13 protein-coding genes are annotated in these 19,645 nt (G+C 39.7%); 10 read left to right on the forward strand and 3 right to left on the reverse strand.

The window, feature by feature from the left end:
• Positions 1 to 80 precede the first annotated feature (80 nt).
• Positions 81 to 296 carry a hypothetical protein gene (locus H4J76_RS14765; protein WP_182215249.1) on the forward strand — a complete coding sequence of 72 codons (216 nt, stop codon included), beginning with the start codon at positions 81 to 83 and terminating at the stop codon, positions 294 to 296.
• A 168-nt stretch (positions 297 to 464) separates the two neighbouring features.
• Here the strand turns inward: H4J76_RS14765 and acnA are convergent, their stop codons facing one another.
• Complete coding sequence (gene acnA / locus H4J76_RS14770; RefSeq protein WP_182230880.1) at positions 465 to 3,203, reverse strand: aconitate hydratase AcnA; 2,739 nt, start codon at positions 3,201 to 3,203, stop codon at positions 465 to 467.
• A 391-nt stretch (positions 3,204 to 3,594) separates the two neighbouring features.
• Positions 3,595 to 4,044 (reverse strand): universal stress protein, encoded by a 450-nt coding sequence (locus H4J76_RS14775; RefSeq protein ID WP_182230881.1) that lies wholly within the window; start codon positions 4,042 to 4,044, stop codon positions 3,595 to 3,597.
• Positions 4,045 to 4,613: 569 nt separating this feature from the next.
• Between H4J76_RS14775 and H4J76_RS14780 the strand changes: the two genes are divergently transcribed.
• The 9 genes from H4J76_RS14780 to H4J76_RS14820 all read left to right on the forward strand — a co-directional run bounded on the left by H4J76_RS14780 (position 4,614) and on the right by H4J76_RS14820 (position 19,068).
• Positions 4,614 to 5,378 carry a Crp/Fnr family transcriptional regulator gene (locus H4J76_RS14780; RefSeq protein WP_182230882.1) on the forward strand — a complete coding sequence of 255 codons (765 nt, stop codon included), beginning with the start codon at positions 4,614 to 4,616 and terminating at the stop codon, positions 5,376 to 5,378.
• A 418-nt stretch (positions 5,379 to 5,796) separates the two neighbouring features.
• On the forward strand, positions 5,797 to 6,504 hold the full coding sequence (locus H4J76_RS14785; protein WP_182215242.1) for a Crp/Fnr family transcriptional regulator: 708 nt from the start codon (positions 5,797 to 5,799) through the stop codon (positions 6,502 to 6,504).
• 333 nt (positions 6,505 to 6,837) lie between these two features.
• A complete protein-coding gene (locus tag H4J76_RS14790) occupies positions 6,838 to 7,335 on the forward strand; it encodes a pyridoxamine 5'-phosphate oxidase family protein (RefSeq protein WP_182230883.1) in 498 nt (165 codons plus the stop codon).
• Between the two features lie 110 nt (positions 7,336 to 7,445).
• Positions 7,446 to 9,131 carry a thiamine pyrophosphate-dependent enzyme gene (locus H4J76_RS14795; protein ID WP_182230884.1) on the forward strand — a complete coding sequence of 562 codons (1,686 nt, stop codon included), beginning with the start codon at positions 7,446 to 7,448 and terminating at the stop codon, positions 9,129 to 9,131.
• Between the two features lie 133 nt (positions 9,132 to 9,264).
• Entirely contained in the window at positions 9,265 to 13,089 is a 3,825-nt protein-coding gene (gene putA, locus H4J76_RS14800; RefSeq protein WP_182230885.1) for a bifunctional proline dehydrogenase/L-glutamate gamma-semialdehyde dehydrogenase PutA, read from the forward strand.
• Between the two features lie 225 nt (positions 13,090 to 13,314).
• Entirely contained in the window at positions 13,315 to 13,785 is a 471-nt protein-coding gene (locus H4J76_RS14805) for a Dps family protein (RefSeq protein WP_182230886.1), read from the forward strand.
• Positions 13,786 to 13,873: 88 nt separating this feature from the next.
• Positions 13,874 to 14,992, forward strand: coding sequence for an efflux RND transporter periplasmic adaptor subunit (locus H4J76_RS14810; RefSeq protein WP_182230887.1), 1,119 nt, complete (start codon positions 13,874 to 13,876; stop codon positions 14,990 to 14,992).
• A gap of 2 nt (positions 14,993 to 14,994) precedes the next feature.
• Positions 14,995 to 18,036 carry an efflux RND transporter permease subunit gene (locus H4J76_RS14815; protein ID WP_182230888.1) on the forward strand — a complete coding sequence of 1,014 codons (3,042 nt, stop codon included), beginning with the start codon at positions 14,995 to 14,997 and terminating at the stop codon, positions 18,034 to 18,036.
• Between the two features lie 303 nt (positions 18,037 to 18,339).
• Entirely contained in the window at positions 18,340 to 19,068 is a 729-nt protein-coding gene (locus H4J76_RS14820; RefSeq protein ID WP_182230889.1) for a PRC-barrel domain-containing protein, read from the forward strand.
• Positions 19,069 to 19,420: 352 nt separating this feature from the next.
• Here the strand turns inward: H4J76_RS14820 and H4J76_RS14825 are convergent, their stop codons facing one another.
• A complete protein-coding gene (locus H4J76_RS14825) occupies positions 19,421 to 19,624 on the reverse strand; it encodes a hypothetical protein (RefSeq protein WP_182230890.1) in 204 nt (67 codons plus the stop codon).
• Positions 19,625 to 19,645 lie beyond the last annotated feature (21 nt).

Raw genomic sequence — 19,645 nt, forward strand, 5'->3', positions numbered from 1 at the left:
TTACTGGTACTCCTAATTTGCATCGTTAGATGCTAGGAGTAGCGGTGACTATCATAACGAATAATTAACGGAGTGTTATCATGGGATCTCATCATACGAATCAAAATAAACACGCTACCGTGAACTTCTCTGCTTTGAAAACCGCAATAGGAAATGGCGAAGCGTTATTAATAAAAAACTTACTAGCAAATCAATCCATGCAAGATCTTGAAAAAAAATACCTCATTAATTTAGCCTATATAAACAACAACCCCAGTATTATAGAACTACTCGAAGGTATTCCTGTTAAGGAATAGTCCATTAGTATCGTTAATATTGACTAGGGTTCAGGCATTTACATTTAAAATCTACAGTTGAATGTTAACCTCTACAACAATGAATAATAAACAGTTCAACAATATGACCTGTTTATACATTATGCTAAAAAATTTACCCTTCAAAATTAATTAAGAAGGGTAACAACATTAGTCTGTCGACGCTAAATTTCGTAGCACATAATGTAATATGCCACCATGTTGGTAGTATTTGAATTCGTTGGGTGTATCAATACGAATTTTTACTTCAAAGGAACGTTCATTACCCTCTTCATTTTTAACAGATACTGTCACCGTTTTCTGCCCAATACTCACGGCAGGAATACTGAATTGCTCTTCACCGGTTAGCTTTAGTGACTCGGCATTATCATCTGGCATAAATTGCAGTGGTAATATCCCCATGCCGACTAAATTAGAGCGATGAATACGTTCGTAACTCTGTGCAATAACCGCTTTAACGCCTAATAAAGCTGGCCCTTTGGCGGCCCAATCACGAGAACTGCCCGTACCATACTCTTTTCCAGCTAAAACAATCGAAGCAATGTTTTGTTGTTGATATTGCATCGCCGCATCAAAAACACTCATTTTTTCACCTGATGGCATCAGTGTCGTCCAACAGCCCTCAGTGCCGGGTGCTAATAAATTACGTAAACGAACATTGGCAAAAGTACCGCGCATCATCACTTCATGATTACCGCGTCTAGAGCCATAAGAATTAAAGTCTTTGGGAGAGACTCCTTCACTTTTTAAATATTCAGCCGCGGGGCTATCTAGCGCAATCGAACCGGCAGGAGATATATGGTCAGTAGTGACACTATCACCCAGTTTTAATAAACATCGAGCATTTTTAATTGGCTTAATAGTTGGTATTTTTGCGCTAATATTATTAAAAAATGGTGGCAGTTTAACGTAGGTAGAAGCTGGCCAATCATATTTTTGGCTTTGTACTATATCCAGCGCTTGCCAGTCTTTATTACCGCTATAAACATCTTCATATCGGGAAATAAACATTGAACTGTCGATAACTTTTTCGATAACTTGTTTAATTTCCTGACTATCTGGCCAGATGTCATGTAAATAAACCGGTTTACCTGTAGGGTCATCACCTAGTGAACCCGTGGTAATATCTATCTTCATATTACCCGCTAAAGCATAAGCAACGACCAAAGGAGGAGAGGCTAAATAATTAGCTTGGACTTCTGGATGAATACGACCTTCAAAGTTACGATTACCCGATAAAACAGAGGTAACAGATAAATCGCCTTGATGAATAGCGTCGCTAATTTCGGTAGGTAAAGGGCCGGAGTTACCAATACAGGTAGTACATCCGTATCCGACTAACTGAAAACCAAGGGCATCTAAATCTTCATTTAAGCCAGATTTAAGCAGATAATCAGTGACCACTTGTGAACCAGGTGCAAAACTGGTTTTTACCCAAGGTTTAACCGTTAATCCTCGCAACCGGGCATTTCTGGCTAATAGTCCAGCGGCAATTAATACCGATGGATTTGAGGTATTAGTGCAACTGGTAATTGCCGCTATAACGACGGATCCGTGTTTTAATACAAAGTCTTCATCAGCATACTGACAGGGAACGCCTGAATCTTCATTACTAGCAGGTAATAGTACCGAAGGTTGTCCGCCTTCACTTTCAAAGCCACTTTCACTATCGCTCGAGACTGTTTGTTTTATACCGTGTTGTAAAGCTAACCAGTCACGATACGCCAGACCGGCACGGTCAAGTGAAATTCTGTCTTGAGGACGTTTAGGACCAGCAATAGAAGGCACTACTTCATCTAATTTTAATGATAATCGGCTATGATAAACAGCATGCTGTTGAGATTGCGTTCCCCACATATCCATCGTTTTTAAATAGGACTCTACGCGTTCAATGTGCTCACTGTCACGCCCGGTTAATTGCAGATAATCGGTAGTTTGATGATCGATGGGGAAAATTCCACACGTTGCCCCATATTCTGGCGCCATATTGGCTATGGTTGCTCGGTCGGCCAAGGTCAGCTCATTCACCCCAGTACCAAAGAACTCGACAAACTTACCTACCACACCTGCAGCACGTAATTGTTCGGTTACCGTTAAGACTAAGTCAGTCGCTGTAGTTCCTGCAGGTAATTTCCCCGTTAATTCAAAACCAACAATCTCAGGTATTAACATGGTCACGGGTTGTCCCAGCATCGCCGCTTCAGCTTCGATACCGCCGACTCCCCAACCTAACACACCTAAGCCATTAATCATGGTGGTATGTGAATCGGTGCCAACCAAGGTATCTGGGTAAAGTAAATTATTCTCGTCGGGCTTTTTGAATACTACGCGGGCTAAATATTCGAGATTTACCTGATGTACAATACCACGGCCCGGTGGTACCACTTTAAAATTATCAAAACTTTGCTGACCCCAGCGTAAAAACTGATAACGTTCACGATTACGTTGAAACTCAATTGCGGTGTTTTTTTCCATCGCATCAGCTTGACCAAACACATCGACCATAACTGAATGGTCAATGACCAATTCGACTGGATTTAATGGGTTTATTTTTTCGGCTTTTCCACCCATTTTTACTATCGCATCTCGCATAGCCGCTAAATCAACTACGGCGGGTACCCCAGTAAAGTCTTGCAAAATTACGCGAGCAGGTACAAAGGCAATTTCAGTATCCTGCCAGTTGTCTACATCCCAATTGGCTAAGGTTTCAATATCCCCTTGTTGGACAAAATCACTATCTGCATGTCGTAATAAGTTTTCTAAAAGAATTTTAGCGGCAAAAGGCAAACGTGAAAGGTCATACTTATCCGCTAAACCATCAAAACTGTGGTAGTGACAAATTTCACCATTAATTTCAAGTTGCTTTAAACGTTGTATAGAGTTGGCCATTGTCGTTATCTCCATTAAAAGTATTAATCTGATTGGTATACGCATTATGATAAACGTAGTAAATATACCCTAGCATACATAGACGAAAACATAATGTGGTAGCCAAAATAAAGGGCTGGTAACATGTATAGTTATATAACAATCAGTAGGGTGTTTATTATAAATGAGACTCGAGTCAAATAATTTATCATGATAGGTCGATTTGATAAGACAGGATAAATTAGTGATACGACCCTCGATAAAAACCTGTTATGGAAAGGTAAGTCTAGCTGCAACCGATAGATAATTAACGATATTATATTAATTGCCGACTTAATTGATTGGCTCGTTCACAGCAGGTTCGTTACCATCATAATATTCAAAGCAATGTATTTATTGCTTAAATCAATGCTTATTGCTCTTTATAACGCACTGCCAATACATCACATTTTGCGCCGTGTAAAATGGCATTTGCGGTAGACCCTAATAATAAGCGTAAACCATGTACGCCATGGCTACCGGTTATAATTAAATCGACATTTTCGTGCTCTGCGAAAGCCAATATTTCTTCGCTAATATATCCAACCGATATAAACAAGTGTTGTTCGGTGATATTTAGCCTTTTAGCTAATGGTTGAAGTATCTCTTTGGCTTGTTCTTTTCGTTTTTCTGTATTACCAAAACTGCCAACTGGGTCTGGACTCGGAACAACACCGAGTGCTCCACCATAATTAGGTATCGGCTCTACCACATGAATAATACTAAGTTTAGCGTCGGTGAACTGTTGTAATTGCGCGACTTTATCTTCAATATAGCTTTTTGAGTCATGGAGTTCTGTGGCAAATAAAATATGTTTATACATAACGTTTTCCTCTATTAAATGATAAGGGTTTTATTGGTGGCTGGCAAAGCATTAACTTGTTGTTTTACCTGTTTTACCTGTTTTAAAGGGTGCTACTTCTTTTACTGAAGTAAAACTTTTATGGTCTTGTCCATTCCATTAATGAATAAAATTTTATAACGCTAAGCTCTAAATACTACCTTGTACTTTACGTAAAGATATATCTGTACGCTGTCACACATAACCTAATAATTATCGTACTATTTTTTATGCGAAAGCCACTAGAGCAGTAGGCTATTTCTTCGTTAGACTTTACAGTAGTGGAAAGTTTAAGTTTTTGTCTTTAAATGTTATTGTTGTTTGTTATGTTGTTATCTGAATGTAAGCGCATCTACTTTAGGTGGTCTAAATGTTGATTAGTGCGATATATACTTTAATTACCTAAAATAAAAATGATCATCACCTAAAATAAAAATGATCATCTAAAAAGAGTGTTGTGTACGGTATCGAACCGAACAGCGAGATTGTTTTTGTTAAGGTATAATAATATCTAGTAGCTTGATTTAATTCTTAAGAAGGGACGCCTCACGATGCAAAAAATAATCGACACCCAAATTTCCCCCTTACAAAATCACTTACTAGCTGTCTTGCCTGATGAAGTAAAAGAACGACTTTTTCCTTTTGTTGAATTAGTAAAGCTAGAGTTAGGCGAGGTTATGTACGAAGCCGGTGATAAGCTCGCTAATGTATACTTTCCCGTTGACTCTATTGTTTCTTTATTATACGTAATGGAGAGTGGCGCTTCGGCAGAAATTTCTGTGGTCGGTAACGAAGGCGTTGTTGGTATTGCGTTGTTTATGGGCGGAGAAAGTACGTCTAGCCGAGCTGTGGTTCAAAGTGCAGGTTATGCTTATCGGCTTAAAGGAAAATGCTTAACCGAAGAATTCCATCGACATGGAAAATTGTTAGGTGTAATGCTTCGTTATACCCAATCCCTTATTACTCAAATGTCACAGACTGCAGTATGTAATCGCCACCATACGATTGATCAGCAATTATGCCGTTTTCTTTTACTGTCGCTTGACCGTTTACCCGATAATACCCTAGTGATGACTCAAGAACTTATTGGTAATATGTTAGGGGTTCGCCGAGAAGGTGTGACCGAAGCTGCGGGAAAACTGCAGAAGTTGGGTGTCATTGATTATCATCGCGGTCATATTACCGTATTAAATAGGCAGAAACTTGAAAGCTTAAGTTGTGAATGCTACGCGGTTGTAAAAAAAGAAACCGACCGATTGCTCCCTCATGAAAACGAAAAAGTTTACTATCAATCAAAAAACGTTATTAATCTTTAATCAAGGTTATTTGTTTCAATGAGTAATACTGTCTTTTATCTTTATAAATTGATGATTTTTATCAGTATTAAAGCTCAGTTTTTAATCAGCTTAGATATTTAGCACAATATCAGCTATTGCGCTAAATAAGGCGGTCACGCCATTGACTTTTATCAAAAATTTTCCTGCAATATCCGCATCAAAACGTTAAGACTTTAGCGCTGGCATTGAAGAAAACCTCCCGACATTATAGACACCGCAATTGCTTAGTGAACTAATCATTTTAAATATGTAAGTTATAAAGTCATCATATAAGTGAGTAATGTTTGCCAGCGCACAGATCCTCTATTTTATATCGCTTACACTTGACTATTGCTGCTATAAATTAAATTTTAATTATTTAAGGCAATATCATTTTTCTGTATCAGAGAGCAAACATATGCGATCAAAAGAAAAGCAAGAAGTCACCAATGAGCTGTTAGATGGGCTACCAAGTAAACTCAGAAAAACTATTGTAGCGCAATGCGAGCAAGTCCATTTAACCTCCGGTGATATATTGCATGAGCGCGGGCAAGGCATTGACTACATATTTTATCCTTTAACAGGGTATATTTCACTGGTCACTACAGGAACAAGACACCCACCGCTTGAATTGTGTATTATTGGTAATGAAGGTATGTTGGGTATTTCCAATATTTCAGGGGTACAATCGGCTCCTGATAGAGCTGTTGTTCAGGGGTCTGGAACGGCGCTGCGCTTATCTGTTAAGCAATTTCAGTATCAACTGAAAAACTTTCCATTACTGTTAAAAAGGTTGAATGATTACCTTTATATTTTGTTTGTGCAAGGTTCTCAATCATTAGTCTGCATGCGATTTCATCCCATAGTATCTCGTCTTGCTCGTTGGTTACTCATGACTGATGATAGGGCACATTCTACTCATTTAAACCTAACACATCAATTTCTTGCTGATATGCTTGGTGTTCGAAGAAGCGGGATAACAGTAGCCGCTTGCTTATTAAAAGATAAAAAGTTAATTAGCTATACACGAGGTACCATTCAGATACTTAATCGTAAGGGCTTAGAGAGGGAAGCTTGTGAGTGTTATCAGCTGATGAAAGGTAATTATACCAATAGGTTAAACTAGACCACTTTAGCTATTCGTTTGTTTTAAATAAGCATTAGTAAAGACATTTATTATAACCTCAAACAGTATTTTACACTATTTTTAGTCTGTTAATCAGCGCTAAGACCACCTTAAAAACCCTCTGTTTCAACTTGCCAGCATTAGTTTTAAGCCGTTTAGGTAAAAGCCATTTTTTAGACAGTACGCTAACGTACAGAGCGACCTCCCTTGTCACCGTATAATATTTTTAGATTTAGCTTAATAAATCAAATATAACTGTTTTTATGTTAACTATCTTAGCCGTATCTAAAAACAGATAACACCGTTGAATACATTTAATCGGAGAAAATTAGCATGCAAAGTGAAAAGCATTTACAGAGAGATATCTCACATATTCAAAAGCTCATTAATATAGGTGATGTAGCAATGCTCGTTTCTAGGTCTGCTGATGGAATAATGAAAAGTCGACCGATGGAAACCGTTGAAGTTAGTGCTGAAGGAGAACTCTTCTTTTTTACAACGCTATCTTCAGAGTTGATTGGTGAATTGACTGAAAACAGCTTCGTCAATCTTAGTTTTATCAAAGAAGATAACAATTTTATTTCGGTATCTGGGATCACTCAGGTAATTAAAAGTGAAGCTATGTTGATTAAATTATGGGAGTCACGTTATGAAACGTGGATTCAAGATGGATTGGATAACCCAGACATTGCTTTATTGAAAGTAAGTTTAGTGCGAGCAGAGCATTGGAGGCATAACACGATGTTGAACAGCATCAGACAACTATTTACTCCGGGAGTTTCAGCAGTAAATAATGTTCATGAATCAATTGAGCCTGATGAAAGTCGTTAACAGTGAGTAAATATAATAGATAAATTCATAACGCTTTGAGCGTTGTGCACAATTAAAGTAAATATCGATGAACTTATTTGAAATTGAAATTGAAATTGAAAGGGGAATACATGTCTACAATCAAAAAACGTAAAGTTGTCGACCACATTGTAGAGACACTTTACAAATATGGTGTCCGCCATGTCTTTGGTATTCCAGGTGATGCGATTAATGATTTGATGGATGCTATACGCCGCAATGGAAAGATAGAATTCATACAGGTCCGTCATGAAGAAAGTGGGGCGTTTGCCGCATCAGCCCAAGCAAAATTAACCGGTAAACTTGCCGTTTGTGTCGGTACTGCTGGAGGTGGAGCCATACATTTACTCAATGGCTTGTACGACGCTAAGCTCGACCATGCACCTGTCCTAGCGATAACGGGGCAGTTACCGCGTTCTGAAATAGGTAATAACTCACATCAAGAAATCAATTCATCCGCTCTTTTTTCTGATGTCGCTGTGTTTAATCAAACCTTGTTTGCTGCTGATCGTGTCCCTGAAATCATCCAGCAAGCGTGTAATAGTGCGATTAATGAAAGCGGAGTTGCTCATATTGCCTTACCTGTAGATGTGGCCACGGAGCAAATAGAAGGAGGTATTACTTGTCATCCAATCGCGGGCAATGAAACGGGTAGTACAAAACCTTTAGCATCAGCATTAAACAATACACTTAGCCTAATTCAGCAAGCTAATAAAATTGTAGTTCTTGCGGGTGTAGGGGCTATTCCAGCGCGTCAACAGCTACTTACTTTGTTGAAAAAATGCAATGCACCACTTATTAGAACATTAAAAGCAAAAGTATTACTGCCAGATGAGCATGAATATTCCTTAGGAGGACTTGGCTTACTTGGTACGCGACCATCAATTGAGGCAATAAATAATTGTGATTTACTTATTATGCTCGGTACTGACTTTCCCTACAAAGAATATTACCCTGGAAAAGCGAAAGTCATTCAAGTGGACAAGGATATTCGACACATAGGTCGACGTTGCCCTGTCGATGTATCGATAGTTGGAGAGGTAAGTGAGGTGCTAGAGCAATTAATTATTGATTTACCCCAAAAAGATGACAAAAATTTTCTTGATGAATGTCGTCACCAGAAAATGAAATGGTCAAGAGAACAAGGCGAAAAAGAAAGCTCGCAAGTAGCGCCAATAAAACCGCAGTTTCTAGCACGAACAATCGGCGAGCTTGCCAACAAAGATGCGATTTTTCTTTGTGATACTGGCACGGTTACTGCGTGGGCCGCACGTCATTTACCCGTAACTGAACACCAACTATTTACCCTTTCAGGTAACTTGGCCACGATGGCATTTAGCATGGCTGGCGCGATAGGCGCACAATTAAAATTTCCTGACCGGCAGGTAATAGTACTTATCGGGGATGGTGGTTTTAGCATGTTAATGCAAGAATTTATTACCGTGGTCAACCGGAAATTACCGATAAAGGTTATTATTTTTAACAATGCCAAATTGGGACTAATTCAACTCGAACAAGAAAGCAGCGGTTACCCCAATTATAAAACGGCATTAAAAAATCCAGATTTTGCTGAATTTGCTCGATTATGTGGTGGTGAGGGTTGGAGTGTAGAACGCCCTGAAATGCTAGTCGACGCATTGAAAGAGGCATTTACTAGTACTGAGGCCTGTGTGCTTGATGTCCATGTCGATCCAAATGAATTGGTTATGCCGCCCAAACTTGAACTGTCACAAGCAGTAAATTATTCGATTGCTAAAGCTAAAGAGTTTTTAAATTAAAAGGACAGACTTTGTTACGTATCTTGTCGGCGATGATTGACAAAGAGCTAACAAAGCATTCGTAGCATAAATTAAATTGTAATCACTTAAGTGATTACAAAAGACTATTTAATAATTTTTTAAGGATAACTATATGCTTTTCAATGGTTCGTTTAATACAGACTGTCCTCTTCGTCAAAAACTTCGTGAGTTTTACCGTATCGATGAAAAAATCGCGGTAGATCATATCTTACCATTGGCAGAAGTAAATGTTGGTGCCAGAAGTCGAGCGTGGGAAAGAGCGCGTAAAATGGCTGTTCAAATTCGTAAAGTCGAGTCAGGTAATGGTGCAATAGACGCCTTATTAAAAGAATACACCCTATCAAGTGAAGAAGGTGTGGTCTTAATGTGTTTGGCCGAAGCCTTGTTACGAGTACCAGACAAACATACTCAAGATGCTTTAATTCGTGACAAAATTTCTCAAGGGCAATGGAACAGTCATTTAGGCAGCAGCGATTCATTGTTCGTTAATGCCTCGTCATGGGGCTTGTTAATTACCGGCACTATGGTTAATTATGCCGATAAACGCAAAAAGGAAAGCTTTGGTTTATTGAAAAAGATTGTCGGTCGTTTAGGTGAACCTGTTATTCGTAAATCAATGAACTACGCCATGAAAATTATGGGTAAGCAGTTTGTGATGGGCGATACAATCATTGCCGCAACTGAGCGTGCTGCCGATAAAGAGCAGCAAGGCTATGTCTATTCATTTGACATGCTCGGTGAAGGTGCCCGTACGATGAATGATGCTGATAAGTATTTTAAAGCTTATCAAGAGGCAATAGACACGATTGGGAATGTAGCGCGTGCTACGGGTAAAGATGATCCTCGTAAAGTTCCTGGTATTTCAGTGAAACTTTCTGCTATTCACCCTCGTTATGAATTTAACCACAAAGAACGCGTTATGGCTGAAATTGTGCCAAAACTTAAGGCGCTCTGTTTACAAGCTAAAAGCTACAATATTGGTTTAACCGTTGATGCAGAAGAGTCTGAACGTTTAGATATATCACTTGATATTATTGAAGCGGTTTTTAGTGATAGTGATTTAGCAAATTGGACTGGCTTTGGTATGGCATTACAAGCTTATCAAAAGCGGGCTATTTTTGTCGTTGATTGGTTACGTGAATTAACGGTGCGAGTTGACCGAAAAATGATGGTCCGCCTAGTAAAAGGAGCTTATTGGGATACTGAAATTAAAAAGGCTCAAAAAGAAGGTCATCAGCATTTCACTGTATTTACACGAAAATCTTCTACTGATGTTTCTTTCCGCGCTTGTGCAAAAAAATTATTAGCTTATAGAGATACCATTTATCCACAGTTTGCTACGCATAATGCATACACTGTTGCCGCCATTCTTGAACTCGTTGATGGCAATAAAGAGGGTTTTGAATTTCAATGTTTACATGGCATGGGGAACTCTTTGTATGATCAAATAGTTTCTAGTGAAAATATTCAATGTCGCATCTACGCCCCAGTTGGTCATCATGAAGAGCTATTAGCTTATTTAGTGCGGCGTTTGCTAGAAAATGGTGCTAACTCTTCTTTTGTTAATGCCATTGTTGATGAGACTCAACCTGTTGAATCTTTACTGAGAGATCCCGTTGAAAAAACGCAGCGTTTAAAAGATAAATATAACACCCAAATCACCAAACCCATAGCTTTATACCATGATGAAAAAGGTCTCGGTCGTGATAACTCTAAAGGCGTCGATTTAGCTGATATTAATACAATCACACCCTTGCAGTCGTTTTTAGATAGCTGGTTTACTGATCATCTACTCTCTGAAAGTAACGTTCCAAAAGGGGCTTTTGCCGTTAATAATCCTGCCAACCAAACTGAAATAATAGGCTTTTATCGTCATCACAACGAAGATGAAATGCTGGCAATGATAACGTTGGCTAAAACAGCATTTTCATCATGGTCACAAACACCAGTATCTGAACGCGCAGCGTTATTGTGCCGCGTTGCCGATATTCTTGAACATCATATGGACGAGCTTATCGCCTTATGTATTAAAGAAGCGGGTAAAACAGCTCAAGATGGCATCGATGAAGTACGTGAAGCGGTTGATTTTTGTCGTTATTATGCTGAAAAAGCTATTAATCTTGCGGAAGACGAACGTTTCGAAGCTCGTGGTGTAGTGCTCTGTATCAGCCCATGGAATTTTCCTTTAGCGATATTTTTAGGGCAGATCGCTGCAGCCATTGTTACGGGTAATACTGTATTGGCAAAACCCGCTGAACAAACCAGTTTGATTGCGCTGCGCACCATTGAACTGATGAAATCTGTTGGACTACCTGAAGGCGTTGTACAAGAGGTTATTGCCCGTGGTAGTAAAGTGGGTAGTGTAATTATTCCGGATGATCGTATTAAAACCGTTATTTTTACTGGCTCTAGTGACACAGCGACAATAATTTCACAAACCTTGGCTGATAGAGGTGGCGATCAGGTGCCTTTCATCGCTGAAACGGGTGGACAAAATTGTATGATAGTTGACTCAACTGCCTTGCCTGAGCAAGTTGTTGACGATGTTATTTCTTCAGGATTTCAATCGGCAGGTCAACGCTGTTCTGCGCTTCGGGTATTATTTTTACAAGAAGACATCGCTGATAATGTTATTACTATGCTTAAGGGTGCCTTAGCAGAATTACATGTCGGTAATCCAGCGTACTTAAGCACTGATGTAGGGCCTGTTATAGATAAAAAAGCACTCGGCGTTCTAAATGCGCACAGCGATTATATGAAAACACATGGTCAGTTATTATACCAATGTGAAATATCTGCCGAGGTAGAAAATAATGAGCATTTCTTTTTTGCCCCGCGTCTTTATGAAATTGAAGATATTAGCGTGTTAGAAAAAGAAGTCTTTGGTCCTTGTGTGCACATTGTACGTTTTAAAGGTAATGAGATAGAAGGGGTTATCGATAAAATTAATGGTACAGGTTTTGGTTTAACCATGGGTATTCATACACGTATTGAACACCGTGCCTTTGATTTAGCTAAGCGGTCACGTGCCGGTAATGTTTATATCAACCGTAATATAATTGGCGCCATTGTTGGTGTACAACCTTTTGGTGGTCGAGGTCTTTCTGGTACTGGGCCAAAAGCAGGGGGTCCCAATTATTTAACGCGCTTAGTGAAAGAAAAATCTACCCCTGATGCGGCGAAACTTAATGTATCGCCCTCACAAGAGGAAGTGTTAGAGGGAGATGAAAAAGCTAAAAAAGAGGCAGTTTTACTTATGGATAAGGCCGATGTCGCTGAAAAATGCTGGCGTTTAACTGAGTTAAATACACGTATTTCTTGCGTGCGTCAATTGTTAGCCAAAATTGCTGATGTTGATATTGTTGATGATTTATTTGATGACCTAAATCTTACGTTAACAGCGGCTCGTGAACAATTAATACGTATTGAAAAACACCTTAATAAACCACTAACTCTACCTGGGCCAACAGGTGAGTCTAATATGTTGTATTTAGAAAACCGCGGTAATATTATTTGCTTTGCGGATAAAAATGTCAGCTTTCAGTTTTTGTTGATGTCTATTATAACGGCGTTGGCGACGGGTAATACCGTTATTACGGTTGTCTCTGATTTATTTTATCAGGAAGCTTTAGCCTTTAGAGATAAGTTTGTTGCAACAGGCGAAGATGAAAATGTTTTTCAAGTTGCTAAGTTATGTCATTTATCAGCGCTGTTAGCGCATCCTGCTTTGTCAGGTGTTGTTGTTGATAGTCATTGCGACCGAAAACATTATATCAGTGAGAAGTTAGCTGAACGTCAAGGCGCAATATTACCGGTGATCAGTTCAGAATATTTGGATAATTTAATTCAGCGTCTATTAACAGAAAAATCAGTTAGCATTGATACGACCGCTGCTGGTGGTAACACATCGCTTATGACTTTAGAGGAAGAATATTAGTTAATAATCCATTGTTAGCCGTTAGATATTGTTATAAATCTACAATAACTATCGGCAGGCAACCTAAAGCCAATAGAGTTATCCCCCGTATACTCATCAGCCAAACGTTTTTGGTTCGATATCGCACAGAGCCTAAATCGATAAAGTCGTACACTATGTTTTTGGTGGGGCGGCAAAAATCGCCTCCCTATATTGATTTTTTTAATGAAAAAAGGAAAAGTAATTATGAGCACCATTGATATTGGTATTGATGAAAAAGATAGAAGCAAAATCGCTGAAGGATTAAAAAAATTACTAGCAGACTCTTATACGCTTTATTTACAAACACATAACTTTCACTGGAATGTTACGGGGTTGAGGTTTAGAGAGTTACACTTAATGTTTGAGGATCAATATACAGAATTAGCAATTGCTGTAGACGACATTGCAGAACGTATTAGAACGCTTGATGTTGACGCGCCAGGCACTTATAAAGAATTTTCCAGATTAAGCTCAATCCACGAGGTGGATGGTGTTCCTAATGCCACAGAAATGATTGCAGTATTAACTGTTGGGCATGAAACACTTATAAAGACCGCACGTGACGTTTTAAAAGTGGCTCATCAATTAGACGATGAATCAACGGTATCTCTTGTCTCTGACCGAATGCGAATTCATGAAAAAACATCGTGGATGCTAAGAGCTTCAAATAAGTAGCTTGAGTAATTACCTTTCAATGTTTTGAAATTAAATTCGTTATATATTTCAACGTTATTCACCTATTTTATTTAAAAGGATCACCAGAATGGGCACTTTTTCTCGCTTTGCAATGGCTATTGTTTTACTGCTTGTTTTGCTTGGTGGCGTATTCAGCTACAAGTTCTATCAACTAGAGCAAATAAAGGCGAAGTTCTCGCAGCCACGACCACCTGCGGTTGTTGAAGCCACAGAGGTTGTTATGGCTACCTGGCAAACGAGCATTCAATCAATTGGCAGTATTAGGGCTATAAATGGTGTTCGGATCGCTAATGAGATGCCAGGCGTTGTAACTGAGGTCTTATTCGAATCGGGTCAGCGTGTTGAAAAAGGTGATATCCTTATTCGCCTGAATAGCGAAATAGAGCAAGCCATACTTAAAAAAAGTAGGGCTGAGGAACAGCTTGCATCGAAGGAGTTTCAACATAACGTCGATCTGATTTCCAAACGAGCTGTTTCACAGTTAGCCTATGATAAAGCTAAGGCTGCGGAAGATTCTGCCAGAGCAAGAGTGCAAGAGGCAGAGGCTCAGCTTGGCAAAAAAGTCATTACAGCACCTTTCAATGGTGTTCTCGGGCTCCGTCTAGCCGACATTGGCCAATATCTATTCGTAGGTACGCCTATCGTTGAAATCAATATGCTTAACCCAATTCTTGTTGAATATACACTTTCTGAAAAAGAGCTGCGAAGTGTTGACATCGGAGACCCTGTTGAAGTCACTGTTGCGGCAAAAGGTTCCGAGGTATTTAAGGGGTCCGTTACCGCTATCAACAGTTCGGTCACACCTGAAACACGCACCGTTAAATTACGTGCTCAGCTTCTTAATTTACAACAAGGACTCAAACCTGGAATGTTTGCTACTGTCAGAACCTTCGCAGAAGGTCCTCGAGAGGTGGTAGCGATCCCAAACACGTCAATATCATTCAACACCTACGGTAACTTTGCCTATGTATTAACAGAAAATTCAGCGGGTCAACTGGTTACTGAGCGCCGAACATTAGAAACAGGTTTTAAACGAGGAAGTATGACAGAAGTTAAGCAAGGACTTGAAGCTGGAGAGCGTATTGTTGCCTCAGGCCTCTTGCGCCTCAGGGCTGGCCAGCAAGTAAAAATCAAGCAGAACGACTCCTCACGCGACCCTGCTTCTGTTAGCACAGGAGTAAAATAGCCATGCGTTTTACAGACATATTCATAAAACGGCCCGTTTTATCCACGGTAGTAAGTTTGCTGATATTACTGGTTGGTGTGCGGTCCATCATGGAAATGGAGATCCGCGAATATCCTTTGCTAGAAAGCACTAAAGTCACGGTTACGACTGCATATCCAGGTGCTAGCAGCGAACTAATTCAGGGGTTTATCACCCAACCTTTGCAACAGGCCATCGCCGAAGCTAAAGGCATCGACTTCTTAAGCTCTTCGAGCACGCAGGGGTTTTCAACTATCGAAGCACAGATGGAACTTAATTACGATGCTAATGACGCGTTAGCCGAGATCCAATCTAAAGTCGCTAGTCAGCGGAACGCATTACCTGTAAACGCTCAAGACCCTGTTATTAATTCGACAACAGGTGAAGGTCGCGCGCTTATGTACATTGCTTTCTTCAGTGAGACTATGCGGGTACCAGAAATCACCGATTATCTTGCTCGTGAAGTACAGCCAAAACTACAGGCACTATCGGGTGTGGGTAAAGCTGAACTTTTAGGACGGCGTTTTGCTCTGAGAGTTTGGTTAGACCCCCAAAGACTTGCTGCGGTTAATCTTACCTCGACCGAGATTGTTCAGACCCTGCGCGAAAACAATTATCTCTCTGGTGTTGGACAAACAAAAGGAGAGTTAATAAAGATTAGTCTTACCAGTAACACTGACGTTTCTAACACTGAACAGTTCAAGAATCTTGTTATCAAATCAACTGAAGACACGATTATTCGTCTCAAGGATGTTGCGAGGGTGGAACTTGGATCGCAAACCTACGAAAACATTGCGTTATACAAAGGAAAACCATCGACATACGTGGCTATTAGCCTCTCTCCTGGCTCAAATCCGCTGTCTGTGGCAGAACGGGTAAAAGAACTTCTACCTGAGATTAAATCTCAACTACCGTCTGGTTTGCTGGTTGAACTGCCTTATGATGCATCAGAATTTATCGACGATTCAATTAATGAGGTCATTAAAACGCTGATCGAGGCAATAGGTATTGTGCTTGTTATTGTGTTTTTGTGTCTTGGTTCCCTTCGCGCTGCCATCATTCCATCACTAGCGGTTCCGCTCTCGCTAATTGGTGGTGCCTTTATAATGCTTGTACTGGGTTTCTCACTCAATTTACTGACATTACTTTCACTTGTTTTGGCCATTGGTTTAGTCGTCGACGATGCGATTATTATTGTCGAAAATATCCATCGTCACATCGTTAATGGTAAGTCAAAGAAGGAAGCTGCGATCATTGGCGCCCGTGAAATGGCAAGTCCAATTATTGCGATGACAATCACGCTGGTTGCTGTTTATGCACCTATTGGCTTTATGGGAGGGCTAGTTGGCTCGCTATTTACTGAGTTTGCTTTCACGCTTGCAGGTGCGGTCGTTATTTCAGGGATCATCGCCTTGACCTTATCGCCTATGCTAGCTAGCAAGGTACTGAAACCTCATGGAGAGTCGTCGCGTTTTGAAAGTGCTGTAGAAGGCTTGTTTGAAAAGCTCGCCAACGTTTATCAGCGCTCATTGACTATCGTTGTTAAGGCCGTGTCACCTGTGATCATGTTTGCATTGGTTGTTCTCGTGTCGATATTTTTTATGGTCATGTTAAGTGAAAAAGAGCTGGCGCCCACTGAAGATCGTGGCATTATTCTATTTCAGGGCAAAGGACCACAGACTGCTACCCTTGAATACTTGCAAAAGTATGGCGCGGAAATGCAGACAGCGTTTGAGCAGGTGCCAGGCTACGACGAGACATTTATGCTGGTGGGTATGACAAGTTCCGATGCTGTATTTGGCGGTTTTAAAATGAAACCCTGGAGTGAACGTGATATATCGCAGTTTGACATAATGCCTCAACTACAGTCTTCGGTGGCAAATATTACCGGTTTAAAAACAGCATTATTCCCGATCCCCTCCTTGCCTGGTTCCAGTGGTGGTTTACCTTTTCAGTTTGTAGTGACTTCAGGGAGTGACTTTAATCAGCTTAACCAGGTGGCTGATGAATTGGTTGTTGCCGCCATGCAAAGTGGCAACTTTACCTTCGTGCAAAAATCAATCGATATCGATAAGCCTGTTACTCGGGTAAAGGTTGACAGAGATCGCGCTGCAGATTTAGGTTTGTCGATGGAAGAAATCGGTCAGGAGCTCAGTAGTATGCTTGGTGGTGGCTATATTAATCGTTTTAATATGGAAGGGCGCTCTTACGAAGTTATTCCTCAGGTTGAGCGTTATGCTAGGGATAGTGAACTGGCAATAAACGATTATTACATCCGCGCTGATTCTGGCGAGTTGGTTCCACTTGGCTCGGTCGTTAATTTCGAACATGATGTTGAACCCTCGTCAAGGACACAATTTAATCAGCTAAATTCGATAACAATTGAAGGTATTCCCGTGCCATCAGTACCCATGGGAGATGCTGTTGGTTTCATGAAAGCCAAGGCTGCTGATATCTTGCCACGCGGCTTTAGCTACGATTTTAAGGGCGAGTCTAGACAATTCGAAAATTCTGGTAGCGCACTAATCGTTACCTTCTTTATATCGTTACTCGTTATCTACCTTGTGCTGGCGGCGCAATTTGAGAGTTGGCGCGATCCATTTATTATACTGGTGTCTGTACCTATGTCTATTGCCGGCGCTATGGCTTTTATTATGCTTGGTTTTGCTTCAATGAATATTTATACGCAAGTGGGCCTGATCACTCTGATTGGTGTAGTCGCAAAAAATGGTATTCTCATCGTGGAATTTGCGAATACTCTACAACAGCGAGGCCGCAATAGACGCGACGCGGTCATTGAAGCGGCTGCGATTCGCTTGAGACCCATTATTATGACGTCGCTGGCACTTATTGTGGCTATGATCCCGCTGTTAATTGCAGTGGGTCCAGGCGCACAGTCGCGCTTTGCGATTGGTATTACTATTGTTGCAGGGCTTGGTATTGGTACTATATTAACACTGTACGTGTTGCCAGCGTTCTACATTGTGCTAGCAAAGAAAATTAAGACGTCAAATCAGGAAACATAAGGACCTCCAACGATAAAGCTATCATCATCTAAGAGTGAACTTTCTTTTTAAGAAAGTTCACGTTGATTGAATCTACCATGATTTATATCTATATCGAGTAGAACAAGGGTATGTACCCGCTACCAATCAAAATGCATGTTTCAGGTGCTTGATCCATAACAGGTATAAATATTATCTCCATGTTTTGGAGTGAAAATATCACTGCTAAGTGTGTTGACGTACATACGAAAAATAACTGACCGAGTATGATATAAGCCATGACTTTCGAAAATTAAAGCTTAATTAATATAGAAGGGTAGGACAATGTTACGAAGTCTCAATGAACTTATGCGTTTTCAATTACAAGGTATCGACAAAAAAATAGGTCTTTGTAAAGATTTCCTCTTTGACGATAAATTATGGGTAATACGTTACATAGTTCCTGATACTAAAAAGTGGCTCTGTGGAGAACGAAAAATATTAATCAGCACCATCTCACTGCAAAAACCTCAGTGGGAACAGTACAAATTCCCTGTTGATTTAACTCAACAAAAAATTAAAAATAGTCCTCCACTTGAGGAACACCAACAAATATCTCATCAATATGAAACTGAATTATTTCAATTCTACGGTTATGCTTACTATTGGATGAACGAAGGATTATGGAGAACTTCTCCTAGTCCCAAACCCTTAGTTGATACAAAGTTATCTAAGGATAATACTCAAGTAAAATCAGAAGATTGGCATTTACATTCAACCAATGATGTTAAGAAATTTAAAATCTACGCGAAAGATCAAAAAATTGGCCATATTAAAGACTTCATTTTAAATGATGATAATTGGACTATTTCGTATATCGTCATAGACACGCGTAATTGGGCTCCCGGTGGTCGCAAGGTTTTGATTAGTCATAAATGTATTGAGGCAGTTAATTGGACTGACTGTTATATTACCGTTAATGTAAACGCTGAGAAAATAATGGAAAATCCACCATTCGATCAAGAGCGGTTTATTGATCCAGAATATGAAAACGAGCTCCGTAAGTATTATTAAAAGTTATTAAACTTTGTTAAGGGTTACCGTTAGCCAAGGTAAATAAGCGTTGGCTAACAAAAATGGATAATATATTACGATACCTTTTCCATTCTTAAGCTAGAAATTTTCGTTAAATTCTAACGTAGTAACAGGTTAAGTTGCGCGACTATTTCAGACCATAAAGCTGTTTCGTGTCGTTTAACATCGCTGGCTATAGGCGCATTGTTATCAATATAATTAGATAATCAATAAAATAGATATTAGCCTTTCTTGTTCCTTGCTAGCCCTGTTGATTAAAAAGTTATTCAATTGAATGCATTGGTGCTTGCATCTGGCACTCTTTAAATTGTGATGTTAATTTTTAATTAATTCATTCGTTTATTGGGCTTTCTTCAATGAGTTTTATTATAGTAGGATTGTTATTTAATTTTGCTAAGTCAATAAGATAGCTTTTTTCAAGTGCTTGTATTGGCTGCTTTGCTAATAATTCTTTTACTGATTGTGTTTCTCCATTTGCTATGCAAGTTTTTAAAGCCGCAAAGGTCGCGATACTGCGTTCGTTTTGATTGCTCATATTAAATCCCAATAGTTCAGT

Source organism: Colwellia sp. BRX9-1 (assembly GCF_014077195.1).
Classification (GTDB): domain Bacteria; phylum Pseudomonadota; class Gammaproteobacteria; order Enterobacterales; family Alteromonadaceae; genus Colwellia_A.

What these genes read in the sequence shown, in the direction of transcription:
- H4J76_RS14780 (WP_182230882.1), top strand. Translation starts at nt 4,614, where the DNA reads ATGCAAAAAATAATCGACACCCAAATTTCCCCCTTACAAAATCACTTA.
- H4J76_RS14795 (WP_182230884.1), top strand. Translation starts at nt 7,446, where the DNA reads ATGTCTACAATCAAAAAACGTAAAGTTGTCGACCACATTGTAGAGACA.
- putA (WP_182230885.1), top strand. Translation starts at nt 9,265, where the DNA reads ATGCTTTTCAATGGTTCGTTTAATACAGACTGTCCTCTTCGTCAAAAA.
- H4J76_RS14775 (WP_182230881.1), bottom strand. Translation starts at nt 4,044, where the DNA reads ATGTATAAACATATTTTATTTGCCACAGAACTCCATGACTCAAAAAGC.
- H4J76_RS14805 (WP_182230886.1), top strand. Translation starts at nt 13,315, where the DNA reads ATGAGCACCATTGATATTGGTATTGATGAAAAAGATAGAAGCAAAATC.
- H4J76_RS14790 (WP_182230883.1), top strand. Translation starts at nt 6,838, where the DNA reads ATGCAAAGTGAAAAGCATTTACAGAGAGATATCTCACATATTCAAAAG.
- H4J76_RS14810 (WP_182230887.1), top strand. Translation starts at nt 13,874, where the DNA reads ATGGGCACTTTTTCTCGCTTTGCAATGGCTATTGTTTTACTGCTTGTT.
- H4J76_RS14785 (WP_182215242.1), top strand. Translation starts at nt 5,797, where the DNA reads ATGCGATCAAAAGAAAAGCAAGAAGTCACCAATGAGCTGTTAGATGGG.
- H4J76_RS14815 (WP_182230888.1), top strand. Translation starts at nt 14,995, where the DNA reads ATGCGTTTTACAGACATATTCATAAAACGGCCCGTTTTATCCACGGTA.
- H4J76_RS14765 (WP_182215249.1), top strand. Translation starts at nt 81, where the DNA reads ATGGGATCTCATCATACGAATCAAAATAAACACGCTACCGTGAACTTC.
- H4J76_RS14820 (WP_182230889.1), top strand. Translation starts at nt 18,340, where the DNA reads ATGTTACGAAGTCTCAATGAACTTATGCGTTTTCAATTACAAGGTATC.
- acnA (WP_182230880.1), bottom strand. Translation starts at nt 3,203, where the DNA reads ATGGCCAACTCTATACAACGTTTAAAGCAACTTGAAATTAATGGTGAA.
- H4J76_RS14825 (WP_182230890.1), bottom strand. Translation starts at nt 19,624, where the DNA reads ATGAGCAATCAAAACGAACGCAGTATCGCGACCTTTGCGGCTTTAAAA.